Genomic DNA, 23,754 nt, shown 5'->3' on the forward strand with positions numbered 1-23,754 from the left:
GGCGCGCGCCGATATCCCACTACTCCACCGTCGAGCGGTTTCGCTTCTTCGTGGCACCACGCTGCGTTGCCGTCTGGCTCAGCTCCGGACTTTTCTTAGGCTTGCCTGCTTCCCGTGCCCGGATGTGCCGCCGCACGTCCTCTCGAACGTTCTGAATGATCGAGTCGCGTGACGATTCGGCCGGATCATTGCAGCGGGCCACGCTGCACAAAGCGACGAGCAGCGGCAGGGCCAGAATCGGCGCACAGGCGAACTTGACTATCCTGGTCATCCGCAGTCTCCGAAGATGTCGCCGGCCTCGGCCGCCTGCGCCATCAACACCAGCGCAGCGTGACTGGTTTCACCGCTCGCGATGTGCAGCCTCTTGGTCGAAGCATCGCCACTCCCGGTTCACGAAATCCTGAACACGGAGGCCTTTGATGTCGTCATCCAGCATCCCTTGATGTAAGATCCACGAACAAGCCGCCTTAGCCCGTTTCTGCGATTTTTCATTTTCTGAGTTTCTGCCGATGCCTGCCCATTTCGGGATTTTCGTTCTCGCAAGCTCGCGTCCCCTCTTCACGTTGCAGGATCTGGCACGCCGGATCGCCGTTCTCAGCTGCGTAGCATTGTCGATGCTCGTTTCGACAATACTGCAGGCGACCGCCGGAGACAGGATCGCGCTCGTTGTCGGCAACAGCAACTATCGCAAGGTTCCAAAACTCATCAACCCGGCCAACGACGCCGCCGACATGGCGACGTCGCTGGGTCGTCTGGGATATTCCGTCAGACACCTCGCCGACCTCGACTACAATCATTTCCGGCAGGCCCTCATCGAATTCGGCAATGCGGCGAAGACGGCCGACAAGGCGGTGATCTTCTTCGCAGGCCATGGCGTCGAAATGGACGGAAAGAACTGGCTGATCCCGGTCGATGCCGAAATCAAGTCCGAGATCGATGTCTATGCCGAGGCGATCAATCTCGAGACCCTGATCGATATCTCCGTGATGCCGAAGATCATCGGCCTCGTGGTTCTCGACGCCTGCCGCAACGACCCGTTCGAAACGACGAAGGTCGCCGCCGCGGGACGCGCGGTGTCGTCGCGGCCATCCAAGGCGGCCGCGCCAGTGTCCGGCACACCCCGTTCCCCGACGCCTTTCGCGGCCGACACGCGCGGTCTTGCCCCTGTCGAGGTGAGCGACAACGTGCTCGTTGCCTTTGCGGCCGCTGCCGGCACGACGGCGAGCGACGGGGCCGGGCGGAATAGCCCCTACTCCGGCTCGCTCCTGCGCCATGTCGAAACGCCGCAACTCGAGATCAACTATCTCTTCCGGATCGTGCACGACGAAGTCTGGAAGGAGACCGGGACACAAGAGCCGGCAATCTACGGGACGCTGCCGAAGGGCGACATCTATCTCAACGGCGAAGCCGACATCGCAAGCGGCGATGGTGGAGCAGATGCCGAGCAGCTCGCCTGGGAGTTCGTCCGCTCGACCAACGAGATCGCGACCTTGCGCCGTTTCGCCCAGCAATTCCCGGCGAGCGCGCATACGGCCGAAATCGACCAGCGCATTGCGCAGTTGCAGACGGCTGAAACGAACGCCTGGAAGATCGTCGAGCGACAGAAGTCGCTCGCGGCCTACCGCGCCTATTTGGATCTCTATCCGTTTGGCGAGCATGTCGAGAGCGCCCGGGTCGCGCTGGCTTCGCTCGAGAAGTCGGCTAAGCCGGGCCAAGCCACCGGGCAGATCGACATGCCCGGTCCGCCACCGGCGAGCTATCAGCTCGCCTCGGCCGAGACGACCACCGGCAATTCGGAGGCAGTCGAGAAGGCATGGGATGTCCTGAAGGAATCACGCGACAAGAGCGTGGTTGGCCGGTTTGCCGAGCGCTATCCGAGCTCGCGCCATAACCGCCTGCCGCCGGGCAGCGACCTTGCCCTGCGACCGGTCAATTCCACCGAGCTGATGCTGCAATCAGCGCACGACAGCGACGTGAACGCCTGCTTCGACGGCGATTCCGGGGCGTGCGCCAGATCCATCAAAAAATACCCCGACTACGTCCAGCTTCAATTCCAGCTTTGCCGGTCCAAGGGCAATCCCAAGGGATGCATGATCAACGCGGTGACCGAGGCGCGCCGGCGCGGGCTGCTGGTTTCCGCCTACACCCGCTCGGAAGAGGAAAAGGTTCGCAATCGCGAATATCGGCGAGTGGTTGCACGCGTGAACCAGAATGTCGGCAATGTGGTCAGCGGCGTCGTCAGCAACGTCGTCGGCAACGTGGTCAGCAATGCCGTTTCGACTGCGGTCAGCAATGCCGCGTCGAGCGCAGCAAGCCGGGCGGCATCGCAGGCGGCATCAGCCGCAGCGTCGAACGCTGCCAGCCGATCAGCCTCGAGCGCTGCATCAAGCGCGGCCAGCAGAGCGGCCTCGACTGCCGCTTCGAATGCCGCGAGCCGCGTCACCATTCCATCGGACATCCGCCTCAAGGAGGACATTACGGCACTCGGCTGGACCGATACTGGCCTCCGCCTCTATCGCTATCGATACAAGGGCGATGCGAGGTTCTATGTCGGCGTGATGGCGCAGGAGGTCGCGCGGCAGACTCCCGCGGCGGTGTCGTCTGGAGTGGACGGGTTTCTGCGCGTCGACTATGGTCTGCTCGGCCTCGATTTTCTCACCGACCGCGACTGGATGAGGCGGCAGCTCCGTTCGGGCATCGACTAAGGGACGCGACTCCAACTTGCGCTGGCTGGCACTGTTCATTGCCATCGGGCTTCTCTTCGACGCCGAAGCAGAAGCTTCCAACCGCCGTGTCGCCTTGGTCATTGGAAACGCGAGCTACGCGAACGCGCCGCCGCTCGGCTCTCCCGTCAATGATGCCGAGGACATTGCCGCGGGTCTCGCCGGCCTCGGCTTCGATGTCGATCTGCGCAAGAACACGACCATCGACGATCTGCGCGTGGGGCTCGTCGCCTTCACCGAGAAGTCCGCCGCTGCGGACATCGCGGTCTTCTATTTTGCCGGATACAGTGCAGCTGCCGGTGTCGGCAGTTACCTGATCCCCGTGGATGCGCATCTTGCGACACCTGAGTCGGCCAACGCAGAGACCGTTCCCCTGGCTGCGGTGACCGCTGCCGCAGGGCGGGCTCGCAGGCTGGGTCTGGTGATCCTGGATGCCATGCGGGAGAACCCGTTCCCTGCGATACCGAATGGCCGCAGCAGCAGCTCTTCCCTGACCTCAGCCGGAAGCACACCGATCCGCAACACGCTCGTGTTCTTTCCAGCGGAGCCGGGGCGGACCGCGGAAGAAGGCGAAGGCCGCAACAGCCCTTTCGCTGCGGCGCTGCTGAAATACCTCCGGCAGGCCGACCTCGAGATCAACTTCGTCTTTCGCAACGTTCGCGACGAGGTTCGGCAGGCAACGCACCGGAAGCAGACGCCCTACATGTATGGTCAGCTTTCCAAGGACAAGATCTATCTCCATCCCGTCAAGCAAGTCGTCCAGGACGATACCGCCGTCATGCAGCACTGCGACAACGCCGTTGCCGGGCTCGCGGATTTGAGGGGACGCGCCGACCAAGGCGAGACGCGCGACAATCTAAAGGCGGCGAGCGCGGTTGCGGCGTGCGCGGAGGCGGTCAAGCGGTGGCCAGGGGCGGACCGCCTGCACTACCAGCTCGGGCGTTCATTGTTCGCCATGCGCGATTACGGAGGAGCGGTGGCGAGCTACAAGGCGGCATCCGAGCTCGGCAACGCACGCGCGCTCTACGAGCTCGGATTGATGTATGAGAACGGCAACGGCGTCGAGAAAGATCCCGCCCGCTCGCGCTTCTACTATGAGATGGCCGCCGAGAAGAAGATTGCGCCAGCATTCGTCAGCCTCGGCCTACAGCAGGAGCGTGGAATCGGCGCGGCCAGCGATCCCGCAAAGGCCTATGCGTTGTACCAGCGGGCCGCCGAGCTCGGCGATGCGACGGCCATCAACAGGATGGGGGAGCTTGCCGAGAAGGGACTGGGAGCCAGGCGAGACCTGAAGTTGGCTCGGGCGCTGTACCAGAGGGGCGCCGCGATGGGCGGACTCGAAGCTCTGGTCAATCTCGCCCGGTGCAACGCCAACGGAATCGGCGGCCGACGGGACCTTGCCGCGGCCAGGCGGCTCCTGGCCAAGGCAGCGCAGGCCGGCAGCACCGACGCACGGCGCATCCTCGCGCATATCGAGGAGTCCAAGCCGAAATAGACGAATTCTGGCGGGGAGGAAGCGATCGGGATGAAACGGCAGTCCAAGCGGCGCTTTTGGCCGAGACAGCAACTATTTGATCTTTTTGCCAAAAATGGCGCGAGAGACGGGGCTCGAACCCGCGACCTCCGGCGTGACAGGCCGGCGCTCTAACCAACTGAGCTACTCCCGCGTGACACGCAATGTCTGCGGAACGAGGGGGGACTTAAAGGCCCGATCTGGTGAAGTCAAGGACGTTGCATCCACAGCTCAAACCAGCGGATTCCACTGCTGGCACACACGAACGCGGCCCTCGGTAACGCCGGGGGCGTAGTCAGTCCGGTCCCGAATCGTCTACGCCTCCGGGAACTTGCGGGTCAGGGGCCATCTCCCTTCTGGACGACCTGCAAGATCGAGGAGGCCAGACATGGCTAAGAAGGATCCGGCTAAGAAGGATTCTGCGAAGAAGGCGGCCGCGCCCGCCACGATCACGCTCAAGCACCTCGCCGCCGACATTGCCGAGCGCCAGGATGTCTCCAAAAAGCATGCCGAGGCCGTGCTGACCGACATGGTCGATCTGATCACCAAGCACCTCAAGAAGGGCGACCGGGTCCGCATCGTCGGCCTCGGCATCCTCCAGGTCCGCAAGCGCGCCGCCCGCACCGGCCGTAATCCTTCCACCGGCGAAGCGATCCACATCAAAGCCACCAGGAAGGTCGCGTTCCGCCCGGTGAAGGAACTGAAGGAAGCGATCTGAGGCCGCTAAAGCCCGCCCCCGAGCCCGTTGCGGCCGCATCACGGCCCGCTTTTCTGATATACCGCCAGCTTCAAGAACACCCGGCGGTTTGACCAGAATGTCCTCCCTCTCCTTTTCGCATACCGTGACCGAGCGCTTCCTGCGCTACGTCACCATCGACACCCAGTCCGATCCGGCATCCCCCAGCTCGCCGTCGACCGAGAAGCAGAAGGATCTCGGCCGCGTGCTCGCTGCCGAGCTGAAGGCCATGGGCGTTGTGGACGCGCATCTCGACGATTACGGCTACGTCTACGGAACGATCCCGGCCAACACCGACAAGAAGGTGCCGGTGATCTGCTTCTGCTCGCACATGGACACCTCGCCCGACGTCACCGGCAAGGACGTCAAGCCGCAAATCGTGAAGAACTATCGCGGCGGCGACATCGTCCTGCCCGGCGACACCAGCCAGGTGATCCGCTTCAATGAGCACCCTGCGCTGAAGAACCAGATCGGCAACGACATCATCACCACCGACGGCACGACGCTATTGGGCGCCGACAACAAGGCCGGCGTCGCCGAGATCATGGATGCCGCGCATTTCTTCATCAACAATCCCGACGTGAAGCACGGCACCATCAAGATCCTGTTCACGCCGGACGAGGAGATCGGCCGCGGCGTCGACAATGTCGACCTGAACAAGCTGGGTGCCGATTTCGGTTACACCATGGACGGCGAGAGCGCCGGCTGCGTCGAGGACGAAACCTTCTCGGCCGACGGCGCCACCATCACCATCAACGGCGTCAGCGCCCATCCCGGCTACGCCAAGGGCAAGATGGAGCACGCGATCAAGATCGCCGCCGCCATCGTCGAGCGCCTGCCGAAGGAGGGCTGCTCGCCCGAGACCACCTCAGGCAAGCAGGGTTTTCTGCATCCGATCGGCATCGACGGCGCGCTCGAACAGGCGACGCTCTCCTTCATCGTCCGCGACTTCACCGAGGAGGGGCTAAAGGAGAAGGAGGCGCTGCTCGAGGGCATCGTCAAGGACGTCATGAAGGACTACCCGCGCTCGACCTACACGTTCGAGGTCAAGGAGCAGTACCGCAACATGAAGCAGGTGATCGATCGTCACCCGCACGTGCTCGAATACGCCATCGAGGCGATCCGCCGCGCCGGCCTGCGCCCGATGCGCACCGCGATCCGCGGCGGCACCGACGGCTCGCGCCTGTCCTTCATGGGCCTGCCCTGCCCCAACATCTTTGCCGGCGAGCACGCGTTCCATTCGCGGCTCGAATGGGTCAGCCGGCAGGACATGGAGAAGGCGGTGCAGACCATCGTGCATCTGGCGATGATCTGGGAAGAGAAGGCCTGACGCTTCCTGAAGAGTCGAATATGGCCGGGCTTGTGCCCGGCCATTTCCATTTGGTTGAGGGGCCTACGGCACCGGCATTGCGCGCGGGTTGCGGTGGAAGCGGTTGGCGCTCGCCATCCAGTTCGGCAACGGCTCTCCATCGCGATGGCGTCCGCCGGCAACCGCCGCGGCCCAGGCCACTGCGGCGCCGATCAGGGTCGCGGCTGCGACCGAGAACGCCACGATGATCGAGTTGCGCCGCGCGCGGTTGATCGCCGTCTTCGCGTCTGCGATCAGGGCGTCAACGCGCTTTTCGGCGTCGGGGGCCGCCAGTCCCGTGACCGCGGCGACCTGCTGCACGAGGTACGTCCGGTCATCGGCGGCGACGCCGCTGTGGCTGGACGACGTCATCAGGATACGTCCGGCTTCGGCGCGCGCTTCCCTTAGGTCGGTGTTCGGAGCGCGGCGCGGCGCGCGGAACAGCTTGTCGAGCTCATAGCTCAACAGGGGCTCGGCGGCCGAGGTGTTGCTCGCCGAGCTGCGCATCGGGGAACGGTCGATCGCGGCAGCGCCGAGAAGGGCCAGCAGCGCGGCGCCGGCCAGGACTGCCAGCGCCCAGGCGGTCAACCCGTGAAGCCCGTCCCGCCGCTCGCCGTCATCCTCGATCGTTGCGAGCGCGGGCTCGGACCGGGTGGTCCGGCCGGCGACGTAACCGCCAAATCCAAAACTGACGATCGCCTGGATGATCAGATAGAGCCCGGAGAGTAGCGCCAGCGCCGCCGACGCATCGCGCCAGCTCGGCGAGGCCGAACTGACACCGAGGCCGACCGCGACACCAAAACCGATCAGGATGAACGACATTGCACTCGCAGCAAGCGCGCCCGCGAACACCGAGCTCCACTGGATGGTTCGAGGCGCCTCAACTGCCAAGCCGCCTTCCATGACCTCTTCCCGCATCAGAGTCTCGACCGTCATCGCGGCGCTCTCAGCGCAGGCCGAAGAACGACAGGATCGCCATGATGACGACGATCAAGCCGATCAGATAAATCAGTCCGTCCATTGTCCGTCCTCCTCAGTTTCTTCTCTCGCTAATCGCGAGGTATGAGGAACGTTCCAAATTGGACAGATCGTATGGAACGAACTTGGAGGATGCGGGTTGTCTGTCCAAGTCCTAGGGATAGAGATTGTGAGCACATGAGGCCTCAGCCGGCTCGTCCGGCTGGGGCCTTTCCGCGTTGCGGCCGGCAGGTTTCCTCCTGTCGTATGTTAACGACGCCGGATCCGGGATCATCAATGATGCGATCGGGGCGGAACCTCCGGATCAGGAGAGGCGCGTGGACCGCAGAACGGCGTGCCTGCATCAGGCGAATGCATTCCGGGAGAAGGCCCTCGCCGATCCCGAGCACCACGACCAATGGATCGACGAAGCCATCAAATGGCTGGAACGGGCTATGGAAGCGAGCTGTCGGGCGGTCATCACCATGGAAGGTGACAATGGCAGCGACGCTCCGGCCCCCGCGTTCGAAACCATGACGCCGCATCGGCGCGTCATTATCCGCCAGTGAGAGGCGCTGGCAGCGCATGCACTGCTGCGGCAATTGTTCCAGGGACGTAACAATGTTGCGGGTCGACACTGTTCCCGCACCCATGCTAGGCCGGGCACAGACCGCAACCAGAGTGAACTCGTGCTCGCAAACCGTCAGCCCTCAGGATCCCGCCGCTCGCGTTTTCCGCGCGGGCTGCTGTCCGTGCTGATCGCGGCGGTCTATCTGCTCGCGGGCGCTCTGCACGGCGCGCACGACATCGACATCACCACGCCCCGCGGCAGTTCGGAGATCGCCGCGGTCCTCGATCGTGCCTCCGGCCATGGCGACCACAAGACCATCGGCGGACATCATTGCCACGGCTGCTTTTCGCTGACCGTGGCACAGCCGGCACCATCGACCGCGGCGATCGCGCTCGTGTCGGCACCGAGCCCGCAACAGGCCCCCCGCCTCGCCGGAATTGTGCCCGATACCGACTCTCCCCCTCCCAGACCTATTGCCTGAACGGATTGGTCGGGCGCGGCGCGCCCATTAGGTTCATCCTTCACAGGTCGATTTCATGTTTTGCAGGGGAATGGCCGCGCGCCTCGCGTGCGCGGCAGCGTGTCTGATTGCAGCATCGGCGCTTGCACCGGCTCACGCCCAGACTTTAACGATGCGAAGCGCGCTGTCGCGCGCGCTGGCGGCGAGCCCGCGCCTGACGGCAGCCGAGCGCGACGTCGGCATCGCCACGGGCCAGCGTATCCAGGCGGGCGCCCTGCTCAATCCGGAACTGTCCTACGAACAGGACGATTCATTCGGCTCCGGCAGATATCGCGGAACGCGCTCGGCGGAGACCACGCTCCAGATCAGCCAGGCCTTCGAGCTGTTCGGCAAGCGCGAGGCGCGGATTGCCGCAGGCGCAGCCGGCGTCGAGGTCGCCGCGATCCAGCGCAAGGCGATCAGGCTGGAGGTGCTGTCGGAGACCGCGATCGCCTTTCTCAGCGTGCTCGGCGCGCAGCGGCGCATCCAGATCCTCGACGAGCAGATCGCCGCGATCGACCGCCTGACGCCGCTTCTGCGCCGCCGTGTCGAGGCCGGTGCCTCCTCGCCGGCCGAGACCGGCCGCGCCGAGGTCGCCTCCGCCCTGGTGAAGGCGGACCGCGAGCGCTTCAAGGCGACGCTGGCGAGCGCCCGGCGCGAGCTTGCGGTGTTGATGGGCGATCCCGCCGCCAAATTCGGCGAGGTGTCCGGCCGGCTCGACACCACCGGGCGGCCGCCGGCGTTCCAGGCCGTGGTTGCCGCCATCGACGCCAATCCGCAGCTGGTGCGCTGGACCGCAGTCTACGCCCAGCGCAATGCCGAGCTGCTACTGGCGCGGCTCAGGCCCTATCCGGACGTGCGGATCGCGGCCGGCTGGCGCCACTTCAACGAAACGGGCGACGATGCGGCGCGGCTGACCGTCTCCGTGCCGATCCCCGTGTTCGACCAGAACCAGGGCAACATCCTCTCGGCCCAGGAAAGCCTCGCAAAGACCAAAGCCGAGCGCGAGGCCAACCGCAACGCGCTGATCGTGATCGCCGGCCGCGCCTATGACTCGCTGCAAGGATCGCTGCGCGAGCTCGCGGTGCTGCGCGAGACCGCAATTCCCAAGGCCGTCGAAGCGTCCGAGGCGATTTCGCAAGGCTATGGCCAGGGCCGCTTCACCCTGCTCGAAGTGCTGGACGCGCAGGCCAGCGTCACCCAGGCGCGGCTGCGCGAGCAGGAGGCGCTGCAGAATTTCCACGCCGGCGTGGCCATCATCGAAGGCCTTGTCGGCAATCCCTTTACGCTGGCCCGGGAGAGCGCGCGATGAAGACGTCCTCCACCATCCTTGTAGCCATCGTCGCCGCCGCGCTAGGCGCTTACGGCTATTCCCTGCTCGCAGCGGACAAGCTCGCACACACCGATCATGGCGAGCACGCCGAGCATTCCGAACACAAGAAGCCGAGCGACCATGTCGAGCAGGACGAGCACGGCGCCGACCGCATCCGCATCTCCGACGTCAAGCTGGCGGCCGCGGGCGTCACGCTGGCGGAAGCCGCCAGCGCCACGCTGACCGACACGCTCGCCTTCAACGGCATCCTGCGCGCCAACCAGGAAGCCGTGGTGCAGGTGACGCCGCGCTTTCCGGGCCTCGCCAAATCCATCCAGAAGCGGATCGGCGACAAGGTCGGCAAGGACGACCTGCTCGCCGCGATCGAGAGCAACCAGAGCCTCACCGTCTACGAGCTGAAGGCGCCGATTGCCGGCACCATCATCGAGCGGCAGATCTCGCTCGGCGAATACGCCTCCGAGCAGAAGCCGGCCTTCGTGGTCGCCGACCTCTCCACCATCTGGGTCGACCTGTCGATCTACCGCCAGGACCTCCGCCGCGTCCGCCTCAACGACGAGGTCCTGATCGATCCCGACGACGGCCGCGGCGAGATCAAGGGCACGATCTCCTACATGGCACCGATCGGCTCAAGCGAGACCCAGACCGCGCTGGCGCGCGTGGTGCTGCCAAATCCGGACGGACGGCTGCGGCCCGGCCTGTTCGTCACGGCGCGGCTGATCCTCGCAGCGCGCAATGTCGCGGTTGCCGTGCGCCGCAGCGCGATCCAGACGCTGGAGAACAAGACCATCGTGTTCGTGCGCGAGGACGGCGACAAGATCGAGGCGCGCCCGGTCGAAACAGGCGATTCCGATCCGCGCCATGTCGAGATCAAGGCCGGCCTTTCGGCAGGCGAGCATTACGTCGCGGAGAACAGCTTCGTGGTGAAGGCGGAGATGGGCAAGGGTGAGGCCGAGCATGATTGAGCGTCTCATCGCCGTCTCGCTGCAGCAGCGCTGGCTGGTCCTCGTCCTCGCGCTCGGCGCCGTCGCCTTTGGCGCCTGGAATTTCCAGCGCCTGCCGATCGACGCCGTGCCTGATATCACCAACGTCCAGGTCCAGATCAACACCCGCGCTCCCGGCTATTCGCCGCTCGAGACCGAGCAACGCATCACCTTCCCGGTCGAGACTGCGATGGGCGGCTTGCCAAAGCTCGACTACACCCGCTCGCTGTCGCGCTACGGACTCAGCCAGGTCACGGTCGTCTTCAAGGACGGCACCGACATCTACTTCGCCCGGCAGCTCGTCGGCGAGCGCATCCAGCAGGTGAAAGACCAGCTGCCGGCGGGTGTCGAGGTCGCGATGAGTCCCATCTCGACCGGCCTCGGCGAAATCTTCATGTACACCGTCGAGGCCAAGGCGGGCGCGAAGACGCAGGGCGACCGCGACTATTCGCTGACCGACTTGCGCACCGTGCAGGACTGGATCATCCGACCGCAGCTTCGCAACGTGCCGGGCGTGATCGAAGTCAACACGATCGGCGGCTTCGAGCGGCAATTCCACGTGCTGCCGGATCCCGGCAAGCTGATGGCCTACCGGCTCGGCTTCCGCGACGTGATGACCGCGCTCGCCGCCAACAACGCCAATGTCGGGGCCGGCTATATCGAGCGCAACGGCGAGCAATATTTGGTTCGCTCGCCGGGCCAGGTCGGCACTATCAGCGAAATCCAGGACATCGTCATCGGCTCGCGCGGCGGCAATCCGGTCAGGATCAGGGACGTCGCTGCTGTCACCGAGGGGCGCGATTTGCGCACGGGCGCTGCGACCTGGAACGGCGAGGAGACCGTGCTCGGCACCGCCATGCTGCTGATCGGCGAGAACAGCCGGACCGTGGCCCGCCGCGTCGCAGCCCGTCTGGAGGACATCGCCAAATCGCTGCCCGAGGGCGTCGTGACGCGGACCGTCTACGACCGCACCGATCTCGTCGAAGCCACCATCCGCACCGTCCGGAACAACCTGCTGGAAGGCGCGGCGCTGGTGGTCGCCGTGCTGTTCCTGATCCTCGGCAACTTCCGCGCCGCGCTGGTCACGGCCTGCGTCATTCCGCTATCCATGGCGTTGACGATCACCGGCATGGTCGAGACCAAGGTCAGCGCCAACCTGATGAGCTTGGGGGCGATCGACTTCGGCATCATCGTCGACGGCGCCGTGATCATCGTCGAGAACTGCCTGCGCATGCTGGCGGTGGCTCAGCGCGAGAAAGGCGGGCTGCTGACGACGCCCGAACGGCTGCGCGCGATCCTGCGCGGGTCGAGTGAGGTGATCAAGCCGAGCCTGTTCGGAACGCTGATCATCGCCGTGGTCTATTTGCCCGTGCTGACGCTGACCGGCGTCGAGGGCAAGATGTTCACGCCGATGGCGCTGACGGTGCTGATGGCGCTGGGCGCGGCCGTGCTGTTCTCCATCACCTTCGTGCCGGCGGCCGTCGCCATCTTCGTCACCGGCAAGGTGTCCGAGCACGAAAACCTATTCATGCGCGCGGCGAAGCGCGCCTACCTCCCCCTGCTCCGTTTTGCCATCGATAACCGGCTCGCCGTCGCCCTGTCCGCCGTGCTCATCGTGACCGCGAGCGGCATCGCCGCCTCGCGCATGGGCGGCGAGTTCATTCCGAGCCTCGACGAAGGAGACGTCGCGCTGGCCTCGATCCGGATTCCAGGTACCAGCCTCACGCAGTCGCTGGACCTGCAGAAGGCGCTGGAAAAGCGCATCATGCAGATTCCGGAGGTGAAGGAGTTCTTCACCCGCATCGGCACCGCGGAGATCGCCACCGACCCGATGTCGCCGGCGCAGACCGATGGCTACGTCATGCTGAAGCCGCGCGCCGAATGGCCCGATCCGGGCAAGTCGAAATCGGAGGTGGTCGAGGCCATCGAGCATGCTGCAGACGAGATTCCCGGCAGCGCCTACGAAATCTCCCAGCCGATCCAGTTCCGCGTCAACGAGCTGATCTCCGGCGTCCGCACCGATGTCGGCGTCAAGATCTTCGGCGACGATCTCGACATCCTGCAAGGCGCCGCCAAGCAGGTGGAGGCCGCGATCCGCGGCATCCGCGGCGCCAGCGACGTCAAGATCGAGCAGGTCTCGGGCTTGCCGATCCTCACCGTGCGCCTCGATCGCCAGGCGCTTGCCCGCTACGGCCTCAGCGTCGCCGAGGTGCAGGGCATCGTCGAGATCGCGGTCGGCGGCAAGTCGGCCGGCAAGCTGTTCGAAGGCGATCGCCGCTTCGACATCGTGGTGCGCCTGCCGGAGCACCTGCGCGGCAATCTCGAGGCGATCCGGGCGATCCCGATCCCGCTGCCGCCCTCCGAGGAGGCGGTAACCGGCAGCGCCGTTCGAACGGCGCTGGCCAGCTCGCCCCTCACCCAGATGCGCTATGTGCCGTTGTCGTCGGTCGCCACCGTCGATGCGACGCCGGGGCCGAACCAGATCAGCCGCGAGAACGGCAAGCGGCGCATCGTCGTCACGGCCAATGTCCGTGCGCGCGACCTCGGCTCTTTCGTCGCGGAGACCGAGGCGGCCGTTGCCGAGAAAGTCAAGCTGCCGCCGGGTTACTGGATCGGCTGGGGCGGCCAGTTCGAGCAGCTGGTCTCGGCCACCAAGCGGCTGACGATCGTGGTTCCGGTGGCGCTGCTCTTGGTGTTCCTGCTGCTGTTCATGGGCATGGGATCGGCGGCGGATGCGGCGCTGGTGTTCTCCGGCGTGCCGCTGGCGCTGACCGGCGGCGTCGCGGCGCTGCTGCTGCGCGACATTCCGCTATCCATCAGCGCCGGCGTCGGCTTCATCGCGCTATCCGGCGTTGCCGTTCTCAATGGCCTCGTCATCATCGCCTTCATCGAGCGTCTGCGCAGCGAGGGACGCTCGGTCGCGGAGGCCGTGCGCGAAGGCGCGCTGACACGGCTGCGCCCGGTGTTAATGACGGCGCTCGTCGCCTCGCTCGGCTTCGTGCCGATGGCGCTCGCCACCGGCGCCGGTGCCGAGGTGCAGCGGCCGCTCGCAACCGTGGTGATCGGCGGCATTCTCTCCTCGACCGTGCTGACGCTGCTGGTGCTGCCGGCGCTGTACGTGCTCTTCCGCCGTGACGTGGCAGATGAAACGCCTACAATGGCCCCTGATTTGGCGGCGTCTGCGGAGCGCTAGAATTGGGCAGCCACGACCACCACGGTTATCACGACCATGATCATGCGGGCCACTCGCATGCGCATGGCCATACACACGATCATGGTCATGGACACGGCCATGTCCATGCACCCGCCAATTTCGGCAAGGCGTTCGCGCTCGGCATTACGCTCAACATCGCGCTCGTCGTCGCCGAGGCGGTTTACGGCTATGTCGGCAACTCCACCGCCCTGCTCGCCGATGCCGGCCATAATTTGTCGGACGTGCTCGGCCTCGTCATTGCCTGGGGCGCCTCGATCGCAGCCCGCCGCGCGCCCAAAGGCCGCTTCACCTACGGCTTTCGCGCCTCCACCATCCTGGCGGCGCTGGCCAATGCGGTGTTCCTGCTGGTCGCGACCGGCGCGATCGGCTGGGAGGCGATCCTGCGCCTGCGCGAGCCGGAGCCGGTCGCAGGCGTCACCGTGATGGTGGTCGCCGGCATCGGCATCCTCATCAACGGTTTCACCGCCCTGCTGTTCGCTGGCGGACGCAAGGACGACATCAACATCGAAGGCGCGTATCTGCACATGGCCGCCGACGCCGCGGTCTCGCTCGGCGTCGTGGTCTCGGCCGCGCTGATCATCTGGACCGGCTGGCTCTGGCTCGATCCCATCACCAGCCTCATCATCTGCGCCACCATCCTCTGGAGCACGACCAGCCTCTTGCGCGGCTCCATCGACATGTCGATGGCGGCCGCGCCCAAGGGTACCGACCTCGCCGCAATCAGGGCGTTCCTGCTGGCGCGACCGGGCGTCTCGGCGATTCACGATCTCCACGTCTGGCCAATCTCGACCACCGAGACGGCGCTGACCTGCCACCTCGTTATGCCCGCAGGCAGCGACGACGCATTCCTGATGCAGACGACGGAGCTCCTCAAGACATCCTTCCGCATCGGCCACACCACGCTCCAGGTCGAGACGCATCCCGACAACGGCTGCGCGCTCGCGCCGGATGATGTGGTGTGAGGCGACTCTGCCTCCGCATCGTCATTGCGAGGAGCCGTTGCGACGAAGCAATCTAGATTGTCTCCGCGGAGGGATTCTGGATTGCTTCGCTTCGCTCGCAATGACGGTGGAGAGCGCTGCGCCCTACCCCGCCTTCGCCGTCACGATCCAGATCGCGCCCTGGAGCGCCACGCTCTGCTCCTTCAGGAACGGCGCGAGCGCCTCGCGGATCGAAGCCTTGGCAGCTTCATAAGTCTCGGGCGGATGGCCCTGGAGTGCGCGGCTGGCGGGACCGATCTGGAGAGAGCCGTCGACGGCGGCCTCGAGCCCGCCGCCGATAGCAATGTCCATCGCCAGATTGTGCGGCTCCATCGCGACGTCCGCGAATCCTGCGCCTTTCAGGATGCGCATGACGCGCTCTTCCGAAGCAAAGGCGAACGGGCCCGGCTCCTCCGGCCCAACCGGCGGCATCTTGGGCACGTGCTTGTAGACCGCCATCAGCGGCGTCATCGCCCACGGATTTTCCTTCGGCTCCCGCCAGCAGGCGAAGGCGAGCCGGCCGGCCGGCTTCAGCGCGCGACGCAGATTGGCGAAGGACGCGATGGGATCGGCGAAGAACATCACGCCGAAGCGTGAAGCGAGCAGATCGAAGCTCGCCGGCTCGAACGGATAAACGGTCGCATCCGCCAGCACGAAGTCGAGCGGCAGGCCCTTCGGCGCGAGCGCCCGCGCCTGCGCCAGCATCGGCTCGGAGACGTCGAGGCCGAGCGCGAAGCCATCGGGCGCCACCGCCTTTGCGAAGGCAAACGTCGTCGCGCCGGAGCCGCAGCCGACATCCAGAACGCGCTCGCCCGGCTTCGGCTTGGCGCGGTCGATCAACACGTCGGCAATAGGGCCGAGCAGCTTCTCCTGCGCCGCGTGGCGATCGGCCCAGCGCTGCCCGCTCGGCCCGTTCCAATAGGCGATCTGGTCGGCGTTCTCTGCGTGCCCGGCGGGTCGTTCCATTCAAGGCTCCATCATCTATTCTTGCTCTATCATAGAAGCTTGTTCGGTCGAAAAGCGGGCGCCCTAACGTCAGGCACGTGTGAGAGCGCTTTGGAGGTCGCGCGACGGATTGCCGCGTCGGCGCGTACCGGCCCGTCCGGGCCGCGTCCGATCAGAGACTGACTTTCGGAAAGCTGTCGATGTCCGCAGCCCTGGACTGCACGCGTCGAACGTCAGAACCCTCTGCTATCAAAGAGGTTCTGCTGGACGCCATCCGGTCCCTTCGAAGGGCCAAGGCTCGCACCCTCTGCTCCCACGAGACCGACACCAGAAACGCGGTGTCGCGAAAAGCCCGGCTCGCGGCTGGATATGCACAGGCGAGCCGCACACTTTCCGCGATTGTAGCCTTCCTGCAACAGCATTCTGAATCAAACTTCGTATGTTTGTCCCGAGGAGTCGATTGTGGCTTGGCGAGGGGTCGCTTGGCCGCGGTCTGGTGGAATGGGAATGTTTGGAATGAAGCAGGTTGCGCCCGCCCTCGTGGCATTGGTGACGTTTTCCGGATCAGCATTGGCAGCCGACCTTCCGCGCAAATACGCCAAGCCACCGGCTGTCGCCGCAGCTTTCGTCAACTGGACCGGCTGCTATGTCGCGGGCGGCGGCGGCTACGGCATGTGGAATCAGGAAAATTCGACTTTTGTCGACGGTCCGCTCCGCTTTCAGAATGCCGATACGATCACCACCGGTGGCCGCGGGTACTTCGGGACGGTACAGGCGGGATGCGACTATCAGTTTGCGGCGGCCAGCGAGCGCTTCGTGATCGGCGCCTTCGGTGATTATGATTTCGCCAGTCTAACCGGGCGGCTCACTCCCTCCGGCTTCTCGATGGTTGGCGACGAGAAAATGAGCTCGGCCTGGGCGGTCGGCGGCCGGCTCGGCTGGCTGGCGACGCCTAGCCTGCTGACCTATGTCTCGGCGGGTTACACCGAAGCGACTTTCGACCGCACGAACTTCAATCTGAACTTTCCGCCCTTCGGAGTTGCGGCCGGCCTCTATCAGGACAAGCGAACCTACGATGGCTGGTTCATCGGCTCCGGCGCCGAATATGCGTTGGGCTTCCTGCCGGGTCTCTTCTGGAAAACGGAATACCGCTTCTCCGACTTCAATGTCGGCACAAATCCGATCCGGGATACTGCGAGCGGATTGCCGATCGGCTTTTCCGAGGATTCGAAGAAGTACGTCCACACTGTCCGCAGCGAGTTGGTCTACCGCTTCAATTCGAGCGGCCCCGCCGCCGATGTGACGTCCCCTGCCTATCTGAAGGCGCCTCCGGCCCCCACGCCGCTCACGAATTGGACCGGCTGCCACGTCGGCGGCGGCGGAGGCTATGGGCTCTGGAATCAGGACAGCACGACCTACATCGATGGTCCCACCAGAACCCGCTTCAGCGATACAGCAACAACCGGAGGCCGCGGCTTCTTCGGGACTGTGCAGGGCGGCTGCGACTACCAGTTTGCGGCAGCGGGCGCGGCCTTCGTCGTCGGCGCATTCGGCGACTACGATATCGGCAGCCTCAAGGGCCAGCTCAGCCCGCCTCGCTTCGGGATCGTGGGTGAAGAGAAGATGAGCTCGGCCTGGGCGGGCGGCGGCCGGCTCGGCTGGCTGGCGACCCCGAGCCTCCTAACCTATTTCTCAGTCGGCTATACCGAAGCCAGCTTTGACCGTACCGATTTCACCCTCAACGCTGCGCCGTTCGGAAGACCAAGCGGCGTGTTCATGGACAAGCGTACCTACAGGGGCTGGTTCATCGGCGCCGGCGAAGAACACGCGCTGAAGATCGTGCCGGGCTTGTTCTGGAAGACCGAATATCGGTTCTCTGAATTCGACACCGCAACGAACGCCGTCCGCGACACGGCAACGGGTCTGTCCGTTGGAGCGTCGATCGATTCCGAGAAATGGGTTCACGCCGTTCGCAGCCAGCTGGTCTATCGCTTCAACTGGGGCGGAGGCCCCGTCGTGGCGAAGTACTGATCACCCCACTGCTGGTCGTCGCTAAGGCAAAGCTCCGGTTCGTCCGGGGCTTTTGCTTTCTGCATTCGGTCAATATGAAAGTCTGGAACAGAGTTGCGCATTGGGCTCCGGACCCGACGCAAGCGTCTCATCCGCGCGCATTGCGGCCGCATTGTTTCACCGAACGGCCACATCGGAATCAGATGCCAACCAGATTTCCGCGCTAGGTTCGCGCTTCCTCAAACTGGAAAAGGCATGACCATGCGCAGCTTCACGGCATCCGTCCTCGTTGCAGCTCTCTCGCTGGGAACACCTGCCCTGGTGCAGGCACAGGGCGCATCGTCGCAATCCGACACGGAGCAATCGTCCACGCAATCCAGCACTGTGATCCGGAGCATACAGGTTGTGGACGTCAAGGAACTGCAGCCGGCCGTGCGCGCGAAGGTCGATGAACTCGTGGCGCATACGAGCGAGACGGACATCCAGTCGCTTCGGCAGTCCATCGACGCCACACCGCAGGCCGCCTCCGTGCTCAAGGCCAAGGGCTTGAGCTCGGCACAAGTCGTCGCGATCAACATCGTCGACGGTGTCCTGACGATGTTCACCAAGACAGCCTGACACCCGCAGCATGATCGCTGGCTCCTCGGCCTTACGTCGAGATCGCGCTGCGAGAAAGATTGCCCTGCAGCGGACCTGCTGCAGGGTTGGCCGTGTCCGGCATGAAAGCTCTCACCGGGCCGGCAATTGCAGCCGGGTCGGGCGCGGTCGGCCCTTGCTTCGGCCCCCGCCGGGGCGCTAAAGAGGCGCCATTGGGCGGTTAGCTCAGCTGGTTAGAGCATCTCGTTTACACCGAGAGGGTCCGCGGTTCGAATCCGTGACCGCCCACCAGCCTTCGCTCGCTTCGCGAGCTACGGCTCGGCAAGCCAGCACAGCAAGGTCGTAAGCGCGAAGCGATCGAAGGTTGCCGCGCCGAAGCCCAACGGCGAAGGCGGGCTCGGCCAGCCAACTTCAATCCTGCGGCCGCCCCGGCAGCAGCGGCACGGCATCGATCCACACCGCTGCCGATTGGCACCAGATCTGCCTCACCGGCCGCAGCGCATGGCGCTGGCGGATCGAGCCCCAACGGATGCCCCAATCGTCGGCCTGGTCGCCCTCGCCGCTGGTGAACAGCGGGGAACCGCAATCGGCACAGAAATGCTGAAAGCGCATCCGGCCGTAGTCGCCGCGCTTGCCGTAGATCTTGGGCGAGCCACGGGTCAGGCGGACATCGGCCTTGGTGCAGATGGCCGTCACGCGGAACGGCGAGCCGGTCAGCGTCTGGCAATCGGTGCAGTGACAGACCGAGACTGCCTCCGGATCGACCTCGGCCTCGAACGCGACCTTCCCGCAATGGCATTGCCCATCGACGTGCATTGCCTCCTCCCCTTCCCCAAACAAAAACGGCGCCCGAAGGCGCCGTTTTATCATCATTTTCGAGCTGCGATCTCAGTGAGCGGTCAGGCCGCCGGCGGCTTCATCGCCGTCCGGCTTCACCGTCACCTTGGTGTCCTCTTCCCAGACGATCGGCGTAGGCTTCTTCACCAGCGCCTTGGCGACGACGTCATCGAGGCGCGAGACCGGGATGATCTCCATGCCGCCCTTGATCGCATCGGAAATCTCCGTGAGATCCTTGGCGTTGTCCTCGGGGATCAGCACCGTCTTGATGCCGCCGCGGGCCGCAGCCAGCAGCTTCTCCTTGAGGCCGCCGATCGGCAGCACGCGGCCGCGCAGCGTGATCTCGCCGGTCATCGCGACATCATGGCGGACCGGGATGCCGGTCATGACCGAGATGATCGCGGTGGCCATCGCAACACCTGCGGACGGGCCATCCTTCGGCGTCGCCCCTTCCGGCACGTGCACGTGGATGTCGCGCTTGTCGAACAGCGGCGGCTCGACGCCGTAGTTGATCGCGCGCGAGCGGACGTAGGACGCCGCCGCGGAGATCGACTCCTTCATGACGTCGCGCAGATTGCCCGTGACCGTCATCTTGCCCTTGCCGGGCATCATGACGCCTTCGATCGTCAGCAGCTCGCCGCCGACATCGGTCCAGGCAAGGCCGGTGACGATACCGACCTGCGGCTCGCTCTCGATCTCGCCGAAGCGGTACTTCGGCACGCCGAGCAGCTCTTCCAGAGTCTTCTCGGTGACCTTGACCGACTTCTTCTTGGAGATCATCAGCTCCTTCACCGCCTTGCGGGCCAGTGTAGAGAGCTCACGCTCCAAATTGCGCACGCCCGCTTCGCGGGTGTAGCGGCGGATCAAAAGCAGCAGCGCCTCGTCGTCGATCGAGAACTCCTTGGAGTCCAGGCCATGCTTGGACACCGCGTTCGGGATCAGGTGCTTGCGCGAGATCTCGACCTTCTCGTTCTCGGTGTAGCCCGCGATCCGGATGATCTCCATGCGGTCCATCAGCGGTCCCGGAATATTGAGCGTATTCGCGGTGGTGATGAACATCACGTTGGACAGATCGTAGTCGACCTCGAGATAGTGGTCGTTGAAGGTCCCGTTCTGCTCGGGATCGAGAACCTCGAGCAGCGCCGAGGACGGATCGCCGCGGAAATCGGCGCCCATCTTGTCGATCTCGTCCAAGAGGAACAGCGGATTGGACGACTTCGCCTTGCGCATCGACTGGATGATCTTGCCGGGCATCGAGCCGATATAGGTGCGGCGGTGACCGCGGATCTCGGCCTCGTCGCGCACGCCGCCGAGCGAGACGCGCACGAATTCGCGCCCCGTCGCCTTCGCGATCGACTTGCCGAGCGAGGTCTTGCCGACGCCGGGAGGCCCGACCAGGCACAGGATCGGCCCCGTCAGCTTGTTGGCGCGCGACTGCACCGCGAGGTACTCGACGATACGCTCCTTGACCTTCTCCAGCCCATAGTGATCGGAGTCCAGGATGGCTTGCGCCTGCTCCAGGTCCTTCTTCACCTTGGACTTCTTGTTCCACGGAATCGACAGCAGCCAATCCAGATAGTTGCGCACGACGGTCGCTTCCGCGGACATCGGCGACATCTGGCGCAGCTTCTTCAATTCATGCTGCGCCTTCTCGCGCGCTTCCTTGGAGAGCTTGGTCTTCGAGATCTTCTCTTCGAGATCGGCGAGCTCGTCGCGACCGTCGTCGTCGCCGAGTTCCTTCTGGATCGCCTTCATCTGCTCGTTGAGATAGTACTCGCGCTGGGTCTTCTCCATCTGGCGCTTGACGCGGGACCGGATGCGCTTTTCGACCTGCAGCACCGAGATCTCGCTCTCCATCAGGCCCAGCACCTTCTCCAGGCGCGTGGTGACGGACAGCGTCTCCAGGATGCCCTGGCGATCGGCGATCTTGACGGCGAGATGCGAGGCGACCGTATCGGCGAGCTTGGCGAAATCGGTGATTGCCTGCACGACGCCGACGACCTCGGCCGAGATCTTCTTGTTGAGCTTCACATAGCTCTCGAAGTCGGACACGACCGAGCGCGCCAACGCTTCCGCCTCGACCGATTTCGCGTCGGTGTCCGCAAGCGCGACGGCGGTCGCCTCATAATAGTCGGCGCGGTCGGTGTACTTCGCCACGCGCGCACGCTCGAGCCCTTCGACCAGCACCTTCACGGTGCCATCGGGAAGCTTCAGGAGCTGCAGCACGCTGGCAAGCGTACCGGTCTCGTAAATCGCATCGGGCGCCGGATCATCGTCGGACGCGTTCTTCTGCGTCGCGAGCATGATCAGCGCGTCGTTCTTCATCACCTCTTCGAGTGCGCGGATCGACTTCTCGCGACCGACGAAGAGCGGAACGATCATGTGCGGGAAGACGACGATGTCGCGCAGCGGCAGCACGGGATAGGCGTGTGCTTCGCCATGAACGATTGTTGGCCGGGGTTTTGGATTGGTCATGGCCTTTTCCTTTTGCTTTGCCCCCTTGCACGCAGCCCGCGATCATGCGCAACCGCCACAAGGTGCCGAGGTGATCCGCAGAACCGGTCGGTCCTCTACAAGTTGGACCGGCTCGCCGGAACGGAACTGAGGCGAATCTTGAAGAGAATTTTCGCTCGCCGCCGACATTAGGTGGCTATCGACCCGGGGGGTGTCAAGTCATTGAAAAACGCGCGCCATCAGGCGCTTACGCAACGCGGCAAGCGACGCAACACCGGCTGCGGAACCACGGCTCCGCAGCCAACTCGAGGAGACGATTGGAGCTTTCCAGCGCCGTCAGATCAGGCGCTGGCGTTCTCGACGGCACGATCGGACCGATCGGCGTAGATGTAGAGCGGACGCGCCGTGCCTTCCACGACTTCGCGGGAAATCACGACTTCTTCCACACCTTCCAGGCCCGGCAGGTCGAACATGGTCTCGAGCAGGATCGCCTCGAGGATCGAACGCAGGCCTCGCGCGCCGGTCTTGCGCTCGATCGCCTTGCGGGCAACCGCGCCAAGCGCCTCGTCGGCGAAAGTCAGCTCGATGTTCTCCATTTCGAACAGCCGCTGGTACTGTTTCACCAGCGCGTTCTTCGGCTCCGTCAGGATCTTCTTCAGCGAGGTCTCGTCGAGATCCTCGAGCGTCGCCACGACCGGCAGACGACCGACGAACTCGGGGATGAGGCCGTACTTCAGGAGGTCCTCAGGCTCGACGTGACGGAAGATCTCGCCGGTCCGGCGATCCTCCGGCGCGAGCACCTGGGCGCCGAAGCCGATCGAGGTCGACCGACCGCGCGCCGAGATGATCTTCTCGAGGCCGGCGAAGGCGCCGCCGCAGATGAACAGGATGTTGGTGGTATCCACCTGCAGGAACTCCTGCTGCGGATGCTTGCGGCCGCCCTGCGGCGGGACCGAAGCCACCGTGCCTTCCATGATCTTGAGCAGCGCCTGCTGCACGCCCTCACCCGACACGTCGCGCGTGATCGAGGGGTTGTCGGACTTGCGGCTGATCTTGTCGATTTCGTCGATGTAGACGATGCCGCGCTGGGCGCGCTCGACGTTGTAGTCGGCGGCCTGGAGCAGCTTCAGGATGATGTTCTCGACGTCCTCGCCGACATAGCCGGCTTCGGTCAGCGTCGTCGCATCGGCCATCGTGAACGGCACGTCCAGGATGCGGGCGAGCGTCTGCGCGAGCAGCGTCTTGCCCGAGCCGGTCGGACCGATCAGCAGGATGTTCGACTTCGCGAGCTCGACGTCGTTGTGCTTGGTCTGATGGTTGAGGCGCTTGTAGTGATTGTGCACCGCGACCGACAGGACCTTCTTCGCATGGCTCTGGCCGATGACGTAATCGTCCAGCACCTTGCAGATTTCCTTCGGCGTCGGAATACCGTCGCGCGACTTGACCAGCGAGGATTTGTTCTCCTCGCGGATGATGTCCATGCAGAGCTCGACGCACTCGTCGCAGATGAAGACCGTGGGACCCGCGATCAGTTTGCGGACTTCGTGCTGGCTCTTGCCGCAGAACGAGCAATATAGCGTGTTCTTGGAGTCGCTCGTGCCGACCTTACTCATTCATATCTCCGTCCGCGGTTCGATCCCGTTCCGCTCGATCGCTCCATTCCGACACGATGGTCGGCATGAAGCTTAAGTAGAGCAAATTCCGTACCAAAAAAGATCCTACGCTTTACTACATTCCGTGCGAATCACGGTGGCTCGATTCTCCCGCGATCATAGCCGATCGATCGTAGCCAACCATGCTGTCACCCGACTATCAAGAATTCGCTAATCGGGGGTCGCCGGCTACCCGTGACAATACCGTGATTTCCGGTCTTGGCACGGGCGAAGTGATCGAAAACACCCCCGCGTTGCTGGATTGCCACGAAAAACAAGCACGAAAGCGGAACTTTCTGCTTGTCGCAGGGCGCAAAACCGCGTTTTGCGCCGCGCGCACGCGCACCTAACGTGAACGCCGCCCTGACGGGTCAACGGCAAACTGAGGGCTCGTCGTGACGCCTC

The 23,754-nt window shown here is 64.5% G+C and carries 19 protein-coding genes and 2 tRNA genes; 14 read left to right on the forward strand and 7 right to left on the reverse strand.

What is annotated here, in order from left to right; all coding sequences use genetic code 11:
* Nucleotides 1-19 precede the first annotated feature (19 nt).
* Nucleotides 20-271: a hypothetical protein gene (locus N2605_RS18755; protein ID WP_036010209.1), complete on the reverse strand. Its 252-nt coding sequence runs from the start codon at nucleotides 269-271 to the stop codon at nucleotides 20-22.
* A gap of 343 nt (nucleotides 272-614) precedes the next feature.
* On the opposite strand from N2605_RS18755, the gene N2605_RS18760 reads away from it, so the two are divergent.
* Nucleotides 615-2,705 (forward strand): caspase family protein, encoded by a 2,091-nt coding sequence (locus N2605_RS18760; protein WP_260342044.1) that lies wholly within the window; start codon nucleotides 615-617, stop codon nucleotides 2,703-2,705.
* A gap of 16 nt (nucleotides 2,706-2,721) precedes the next feature.
* Nucleotides 2,722-4,218, forward strand: a complete 1,497-nt coding sequence (locus N2605_RS18765; RefSeq protein WP_260342045.1) for a caspase family protein — start codon at nucleotides 2,722-2,724, stop codon at nucleotides 4,216-4,218.
* A gap of 95 nt (nucleotides 4,219-4,313) precedes the next feature.
* Here N2605_RS18765 and N2605_RS18770 read toward each other — a convergent pair.
* Nucleotides 4,314-4,390, reverse strand: a tRNA-Asp gene (locus tag N2605_RS18770).
* A gap of 234 nt (nucleotides 4,391-4,624) precedes the next feature.
* Between N2605_RS18770 and N2605_RS18775 the strand changes: the two genes are divergently transcribed.
* Both N2605_RS18775 and pepT read left to right on the forward strand, forming a co-directional pair.
* Entirely contained in the window at nucleotides 4,625-4,954 is a 330-nt protein-coding gene (locus N2605_RS18775) for an HU family DNA-binding protein (RefSeq protein WP_036010212.1), read from the forward strand.
* Between the two features lie 97 nt (nucleotides 4,955-5,051).
* The gene (gene pepT / locus N2605_RS18780) at nucleotides 5,052-6,302 is read left to right on the forward strand and encodes a peptidase T (protein WP_036025351.1); all 1,251 of its coding nucleotides are present in this window, start codon (nucleotides 5,052-5,054) and stop codon (nucleotides 6,300-6,302) included.
* Nucleotides 6,303-6,365: 63 nt separating this feature from the next.
* On the opposite strand, the gene N2605_RS18785 is transcribed toward pepT, so the two are convergent.
* Nucleotides 6,366-7,256, reverse strand: coding sequence for a hypothetical protein (locus tag N2605_RS18785; protein ID WP_036010217.1), 891 nt, complete (start codon nucleotides 7,254-7,256; stop codon nucleotides 6,366-6,368).
* 359 nt (nucleotides 7,257-7,615) lie between these two features.
* Between N2605_RS18785 and N2605_RS18790 the strand changes: the two genes are divergently transcribed.
* From N2605_RS18790 to N2605_RS18815, 6 genes are all read left to right on the forward strand, one after another.
* Nucleotides 7,616-7,846, forward strand: coding sequence for a hypothetical protein (locus N2605_RS18790; RefSeq protein WP_225113095.1), 231 nt, complete (start codon nucleotides 7,616-7,618; stop codon nucleotides 7,844-7,846).
* Between the two features lie 120 nt (nucleotides 7,847-7,966).
* A complete protein-coding gene (locus N2605_RS18795; RefSeq protein WP_225113094.1) occupies nucleotides 7,967-8,329 on the forward strand; it encodes a hypothetical protein in 363 nt (120 codons plus the stop codon).
* Nucleotides 8,330-8,384: 55 nt separating this feature from the next.
* Nucleotides 8,385-9,659 (forward strand): divalent metal ion exporter subunit IhpA, encoded by a 1,275-nt coding sequence (gene ihpA / locus N2605_RS18800; RefSeq protein ID WP_036010223.1) that lies wholly within the window; start codon nucleotides 8,385-8,387, stop codon nucleotides 9,657-9,659.
* Nucleotides 9,656-10,642, forward strand: a complete 987-nt coding sequence (gene ihpB / locus N2605_RS18805; RefSeq protein WP_225147174.1) for a divalent metal ion exporter adaptor subunit IhpB — start codon at nucleotides 9,656-9,658, stop codon at nucleotides 10,640-10,642. The genes ihpA and ihpB overlap by 4 nt, the downstream gene beginning before the upstream one ends.
* Nucleotides 10,635-13,853: an efflux RND transporter permease subunit gene (locus N2605_RS18810; protein WP_260342046.1), complete on the forward strand. Its 3,219-nt coding sequence runs from the start codon at nucleotides 10,635-10,637 to the stop codon at nucleotides 13,851-13,853. The genes ihpB and N2605_RS18810 overlap by 8 nt, the downstream gene beginning before the upstream one ends.
* 2 nt (nucleotides 13,854-13,855) lie before the next feature.
* Nucleotides 13,856-14,836 carry a cation diffusion facilitator family transporter gene (locus N2605_RS18815; RefSeq protein ID WP_109143569.1) on the forward strand — a complete coding sequence of 327 codons (981 nt, stop codon included), beginning with the start codon at nucleotides 13,856-13,858 and terminating at the stop codon, nucleotides 14,834-14,836.
* A gap of 123 nt (nucleotides 14,837-14,959) precedes the next feature.
* Here N2605_RS18815 and N2605_RS18820 read toward each other — a convergent pair whose 3' ends face one another.
* Complete coding sequence (locus N2605_RS18820) at nucleotides 14,960-15,820, reverse strand: class I SAM-dependent methyltransferase (RefSeq protein WP_225147176.1); 861 nt, start codon at nucleotides 15,818-15,820, stop codon at nucleotides 14,960-14,962.
* A 495-nt stretch (nucleotides 15,821-16,315) separates the two neighbouring features.
* Here N2605_RS18820 and N2605_RS18825 point away from each other — a divergent pair, with 495 nt between their 5' ends.
* The 3 genes from N2605_RS18825 to N2605_RS18835 all read left to right on the forward strand — a co-directional run bounded on the left by N2605_RS18825 (nucleotide 16,316) and on the right by N2605_RS18835 (nucleotide 18,697).
* The gene (locus N2605_RS18825) at nucleotides 16,316-17,830 is read left to right on the forward strand and encodes an outer membrane protein (RefSeq protein ID WP_225173983.1); all 1,515 of its coding nucleotides are present in this window, start codon (nucleotides 16,316-16,318) and stop codon (nucleotides 17,828-17,830) included.
* 234 nt (nucleotides 17,831-18,064) lie between these two features.
* The gene (locus tag N2605_RS18830) at nucleotides 18,065-18,427 is read left to right on the forward strand and encodes a hypothetical protein (protein ID WP_051057016.1); all 363 of its coding nucleotides are present in this window, start codon (nucleotides 18,065-18,067) and stop codon (nucleotides 18,425-18,427) included.
* Nucleotides 18,428-18,620: 193 nt separating this feature from the next.
* Nucleotides 18,621-18,697: transfer RNA gene (locus N2605_RS18835), tRNA-Val, on the forward strand.
* A gap of 120 nt (nucleotides 18,698-18,817) precedes the next feature.
* On the opposite strand, the gene N2605_RS18840 is transcribed toward N2605_RS18835, so the two are convergent.
* The 3 genes from N2605_RS18840 to clpX form a co-directional block, all read right to left on the reverse strand.
* The gene (locus N2605_RS18840; protein ID WP_260342047.1) at nucleotides 18,818-19,222 is read right to left on the reverse strand and encodes a GFA family protein; all 405 of its coding nucleotides are present in this window, start codon (nucleotides 19,220-19,222) and stop codon (nucleotides 18,818-18,820) included.
* Nucleotides 19,223-19,294: 72 nt separating this feature from the next.
* A complete protein-coding gene (gene lon / locus N2605_RS18845) occupies nucleotides 19,295-21,718 on the reverse strand; it encodes an endopeptidase La (RefSeq protein WP_036010279.1) in 2,424 nt (807 codons plus the stop codon).
* A gap of 320 nt (nucleotides 21,719-22,038) precedes the next feature.
* Entirely contained in the window at nucleotides 22,039-23,310 is a 1,272-nt protein-coding gene (gene clpX, locus N2605_RS18850; RefSeq protein ID WP_008547851.1) for an ATP-dependent Clp protease ATP-binding subunit ClpX, read from the reverse strand.
* A 182-nt stretch (nucleotides 23,311-23,492) separates the two neighbouring features.
* On the opposite strand from clpX, the gene N2605_RS18855 reads away from it, so the two are divergent.
* Nucleotides 23,493-23,699, forward strand: coding sequence for a hypothetical protein (locus tag N2605_RS18855; protein ID WP_157283534.1), 207 nt, complete (start codon nucleotides 23,493-23,495; stop codon nucleotides 23,697-23,699).
* Nucleotides 23,700-23,754: the final 55 nt, after the last annotated feature.

The organism is Bradyrhizobium yuanmingense, from assembly GCF_025200905.1.
In the GTDB taxonomy this organism is placed as follows: domain Bacteria; phylum Pseudomonadota; class Alphaproteobacteria; order Rhizobiales; family Xanthobacteraceae; genus Bradyrhizobium; species Bradyrhizobium yuanmingense.

Bases quoted from the DNA above. Each gene is read 5' to 3' on its own strand.
- N2605_RS18755 (WP_036010209.1), bottom strand. From the start codon at position 271: ATGACCAGGATAGTCAAGTTCGCCTGTGCGCCGATTCTGGCCCTGCCG.
- N2605_RS18760 (WP_260342044.1), top strand. From the start codon at position 615: ATGCTCGTTTCGACAATACTGCAGGCGACCGCCGGAGACAGGATCGCG.
- N2605_RS18775 (WP_036010212.1), top strand. From the start codon at position 4,625: ATGGCTAAGAAGGATCCGGCTAAGAAGGATTCTGCGAAGAAGGCGGCC.
- pepT (WP_036025351.1), top strand. From the start codon at position 5,052: ATGTCCTCCCTCTCCTTTTCGCATACCGTGACCGAGCGCTTCCTGCGC.
- N2605_RS18785 (WP_036010217.1), bottom strand. From the start codon at position 7,256: ATGACGGTCGAGACTCTGATGCGGGAAGAGGTCATGGAAGGCGGCTTG.
- ihpA (WP_036010223.1), top strand. From the start codon at position 8,385: ATGTTTTGCAGGGGAATGGCCGCGCGCCTCGCGTGCGCGGCAGCGTGT.
- ihpB (WP_225147174.1), top strand. From the start codon at position 9,656: ATGAAGACGTCCTCCACCATCCTTGTAGCCATCGTCGCCGCCGCGCTA.
- N2605_RS18810 (WP_260342046.1), top strand. From the start codon at position 10,635: ATGATTGAGCGTCTCATCGCCGTCTCGCTGCAGCAGCGCTGGCTGGTC.
- N2605_RS18820 (WP_225147176.1), bottom strand. From the start codon at position 15,820: ATGGAACGACCCGCCGGGCACGCAGAGAACGCCGACCAGATCGCCTAT.
- N2605_RS18825 (WP_225173983.1), top strand. From the start codon at position 16,316: ATGAAGCAGGTTGCGCCCGCCCTCGTGGCATTGGTGACGTTTTCCGGA.
- N2605_RS18830 (WP_051057016.1), top strand. From the start codon at position 18,065: ATGACCATGCGCAGCTTCACGGCATCCGTCCTCGTTGCAGCTCTCTCG.
- N2605_RS18840 (WP_260342047.1), bottom strand. From the start codon at position 19,222: ATGCACGTCGATGGGCAATGCCATTGCGGGAAGGTCGCGTTCGAGGCC.
- lon (WP_036010279.1), bottom strand. From the start codon at position 21,718: ATGACCAATCCAAAACCCCGGCCAACAATCGTTCATGGCGAAGCACAC.
- clpX (WP_008547851.1), bottom strand. From the start codon at position 23,310: ATGAGTAAGGTCGGCACGAGCGACTCCAAGAACACGCTATATTGCTCG.
- N2605_RS18855 (WP_157283534.1), top strand. From the start codon at position 23,493: ATGCTGTCACCCGACTATCAAGAATTCGCTAATCGGGGGTCGCCGGCT.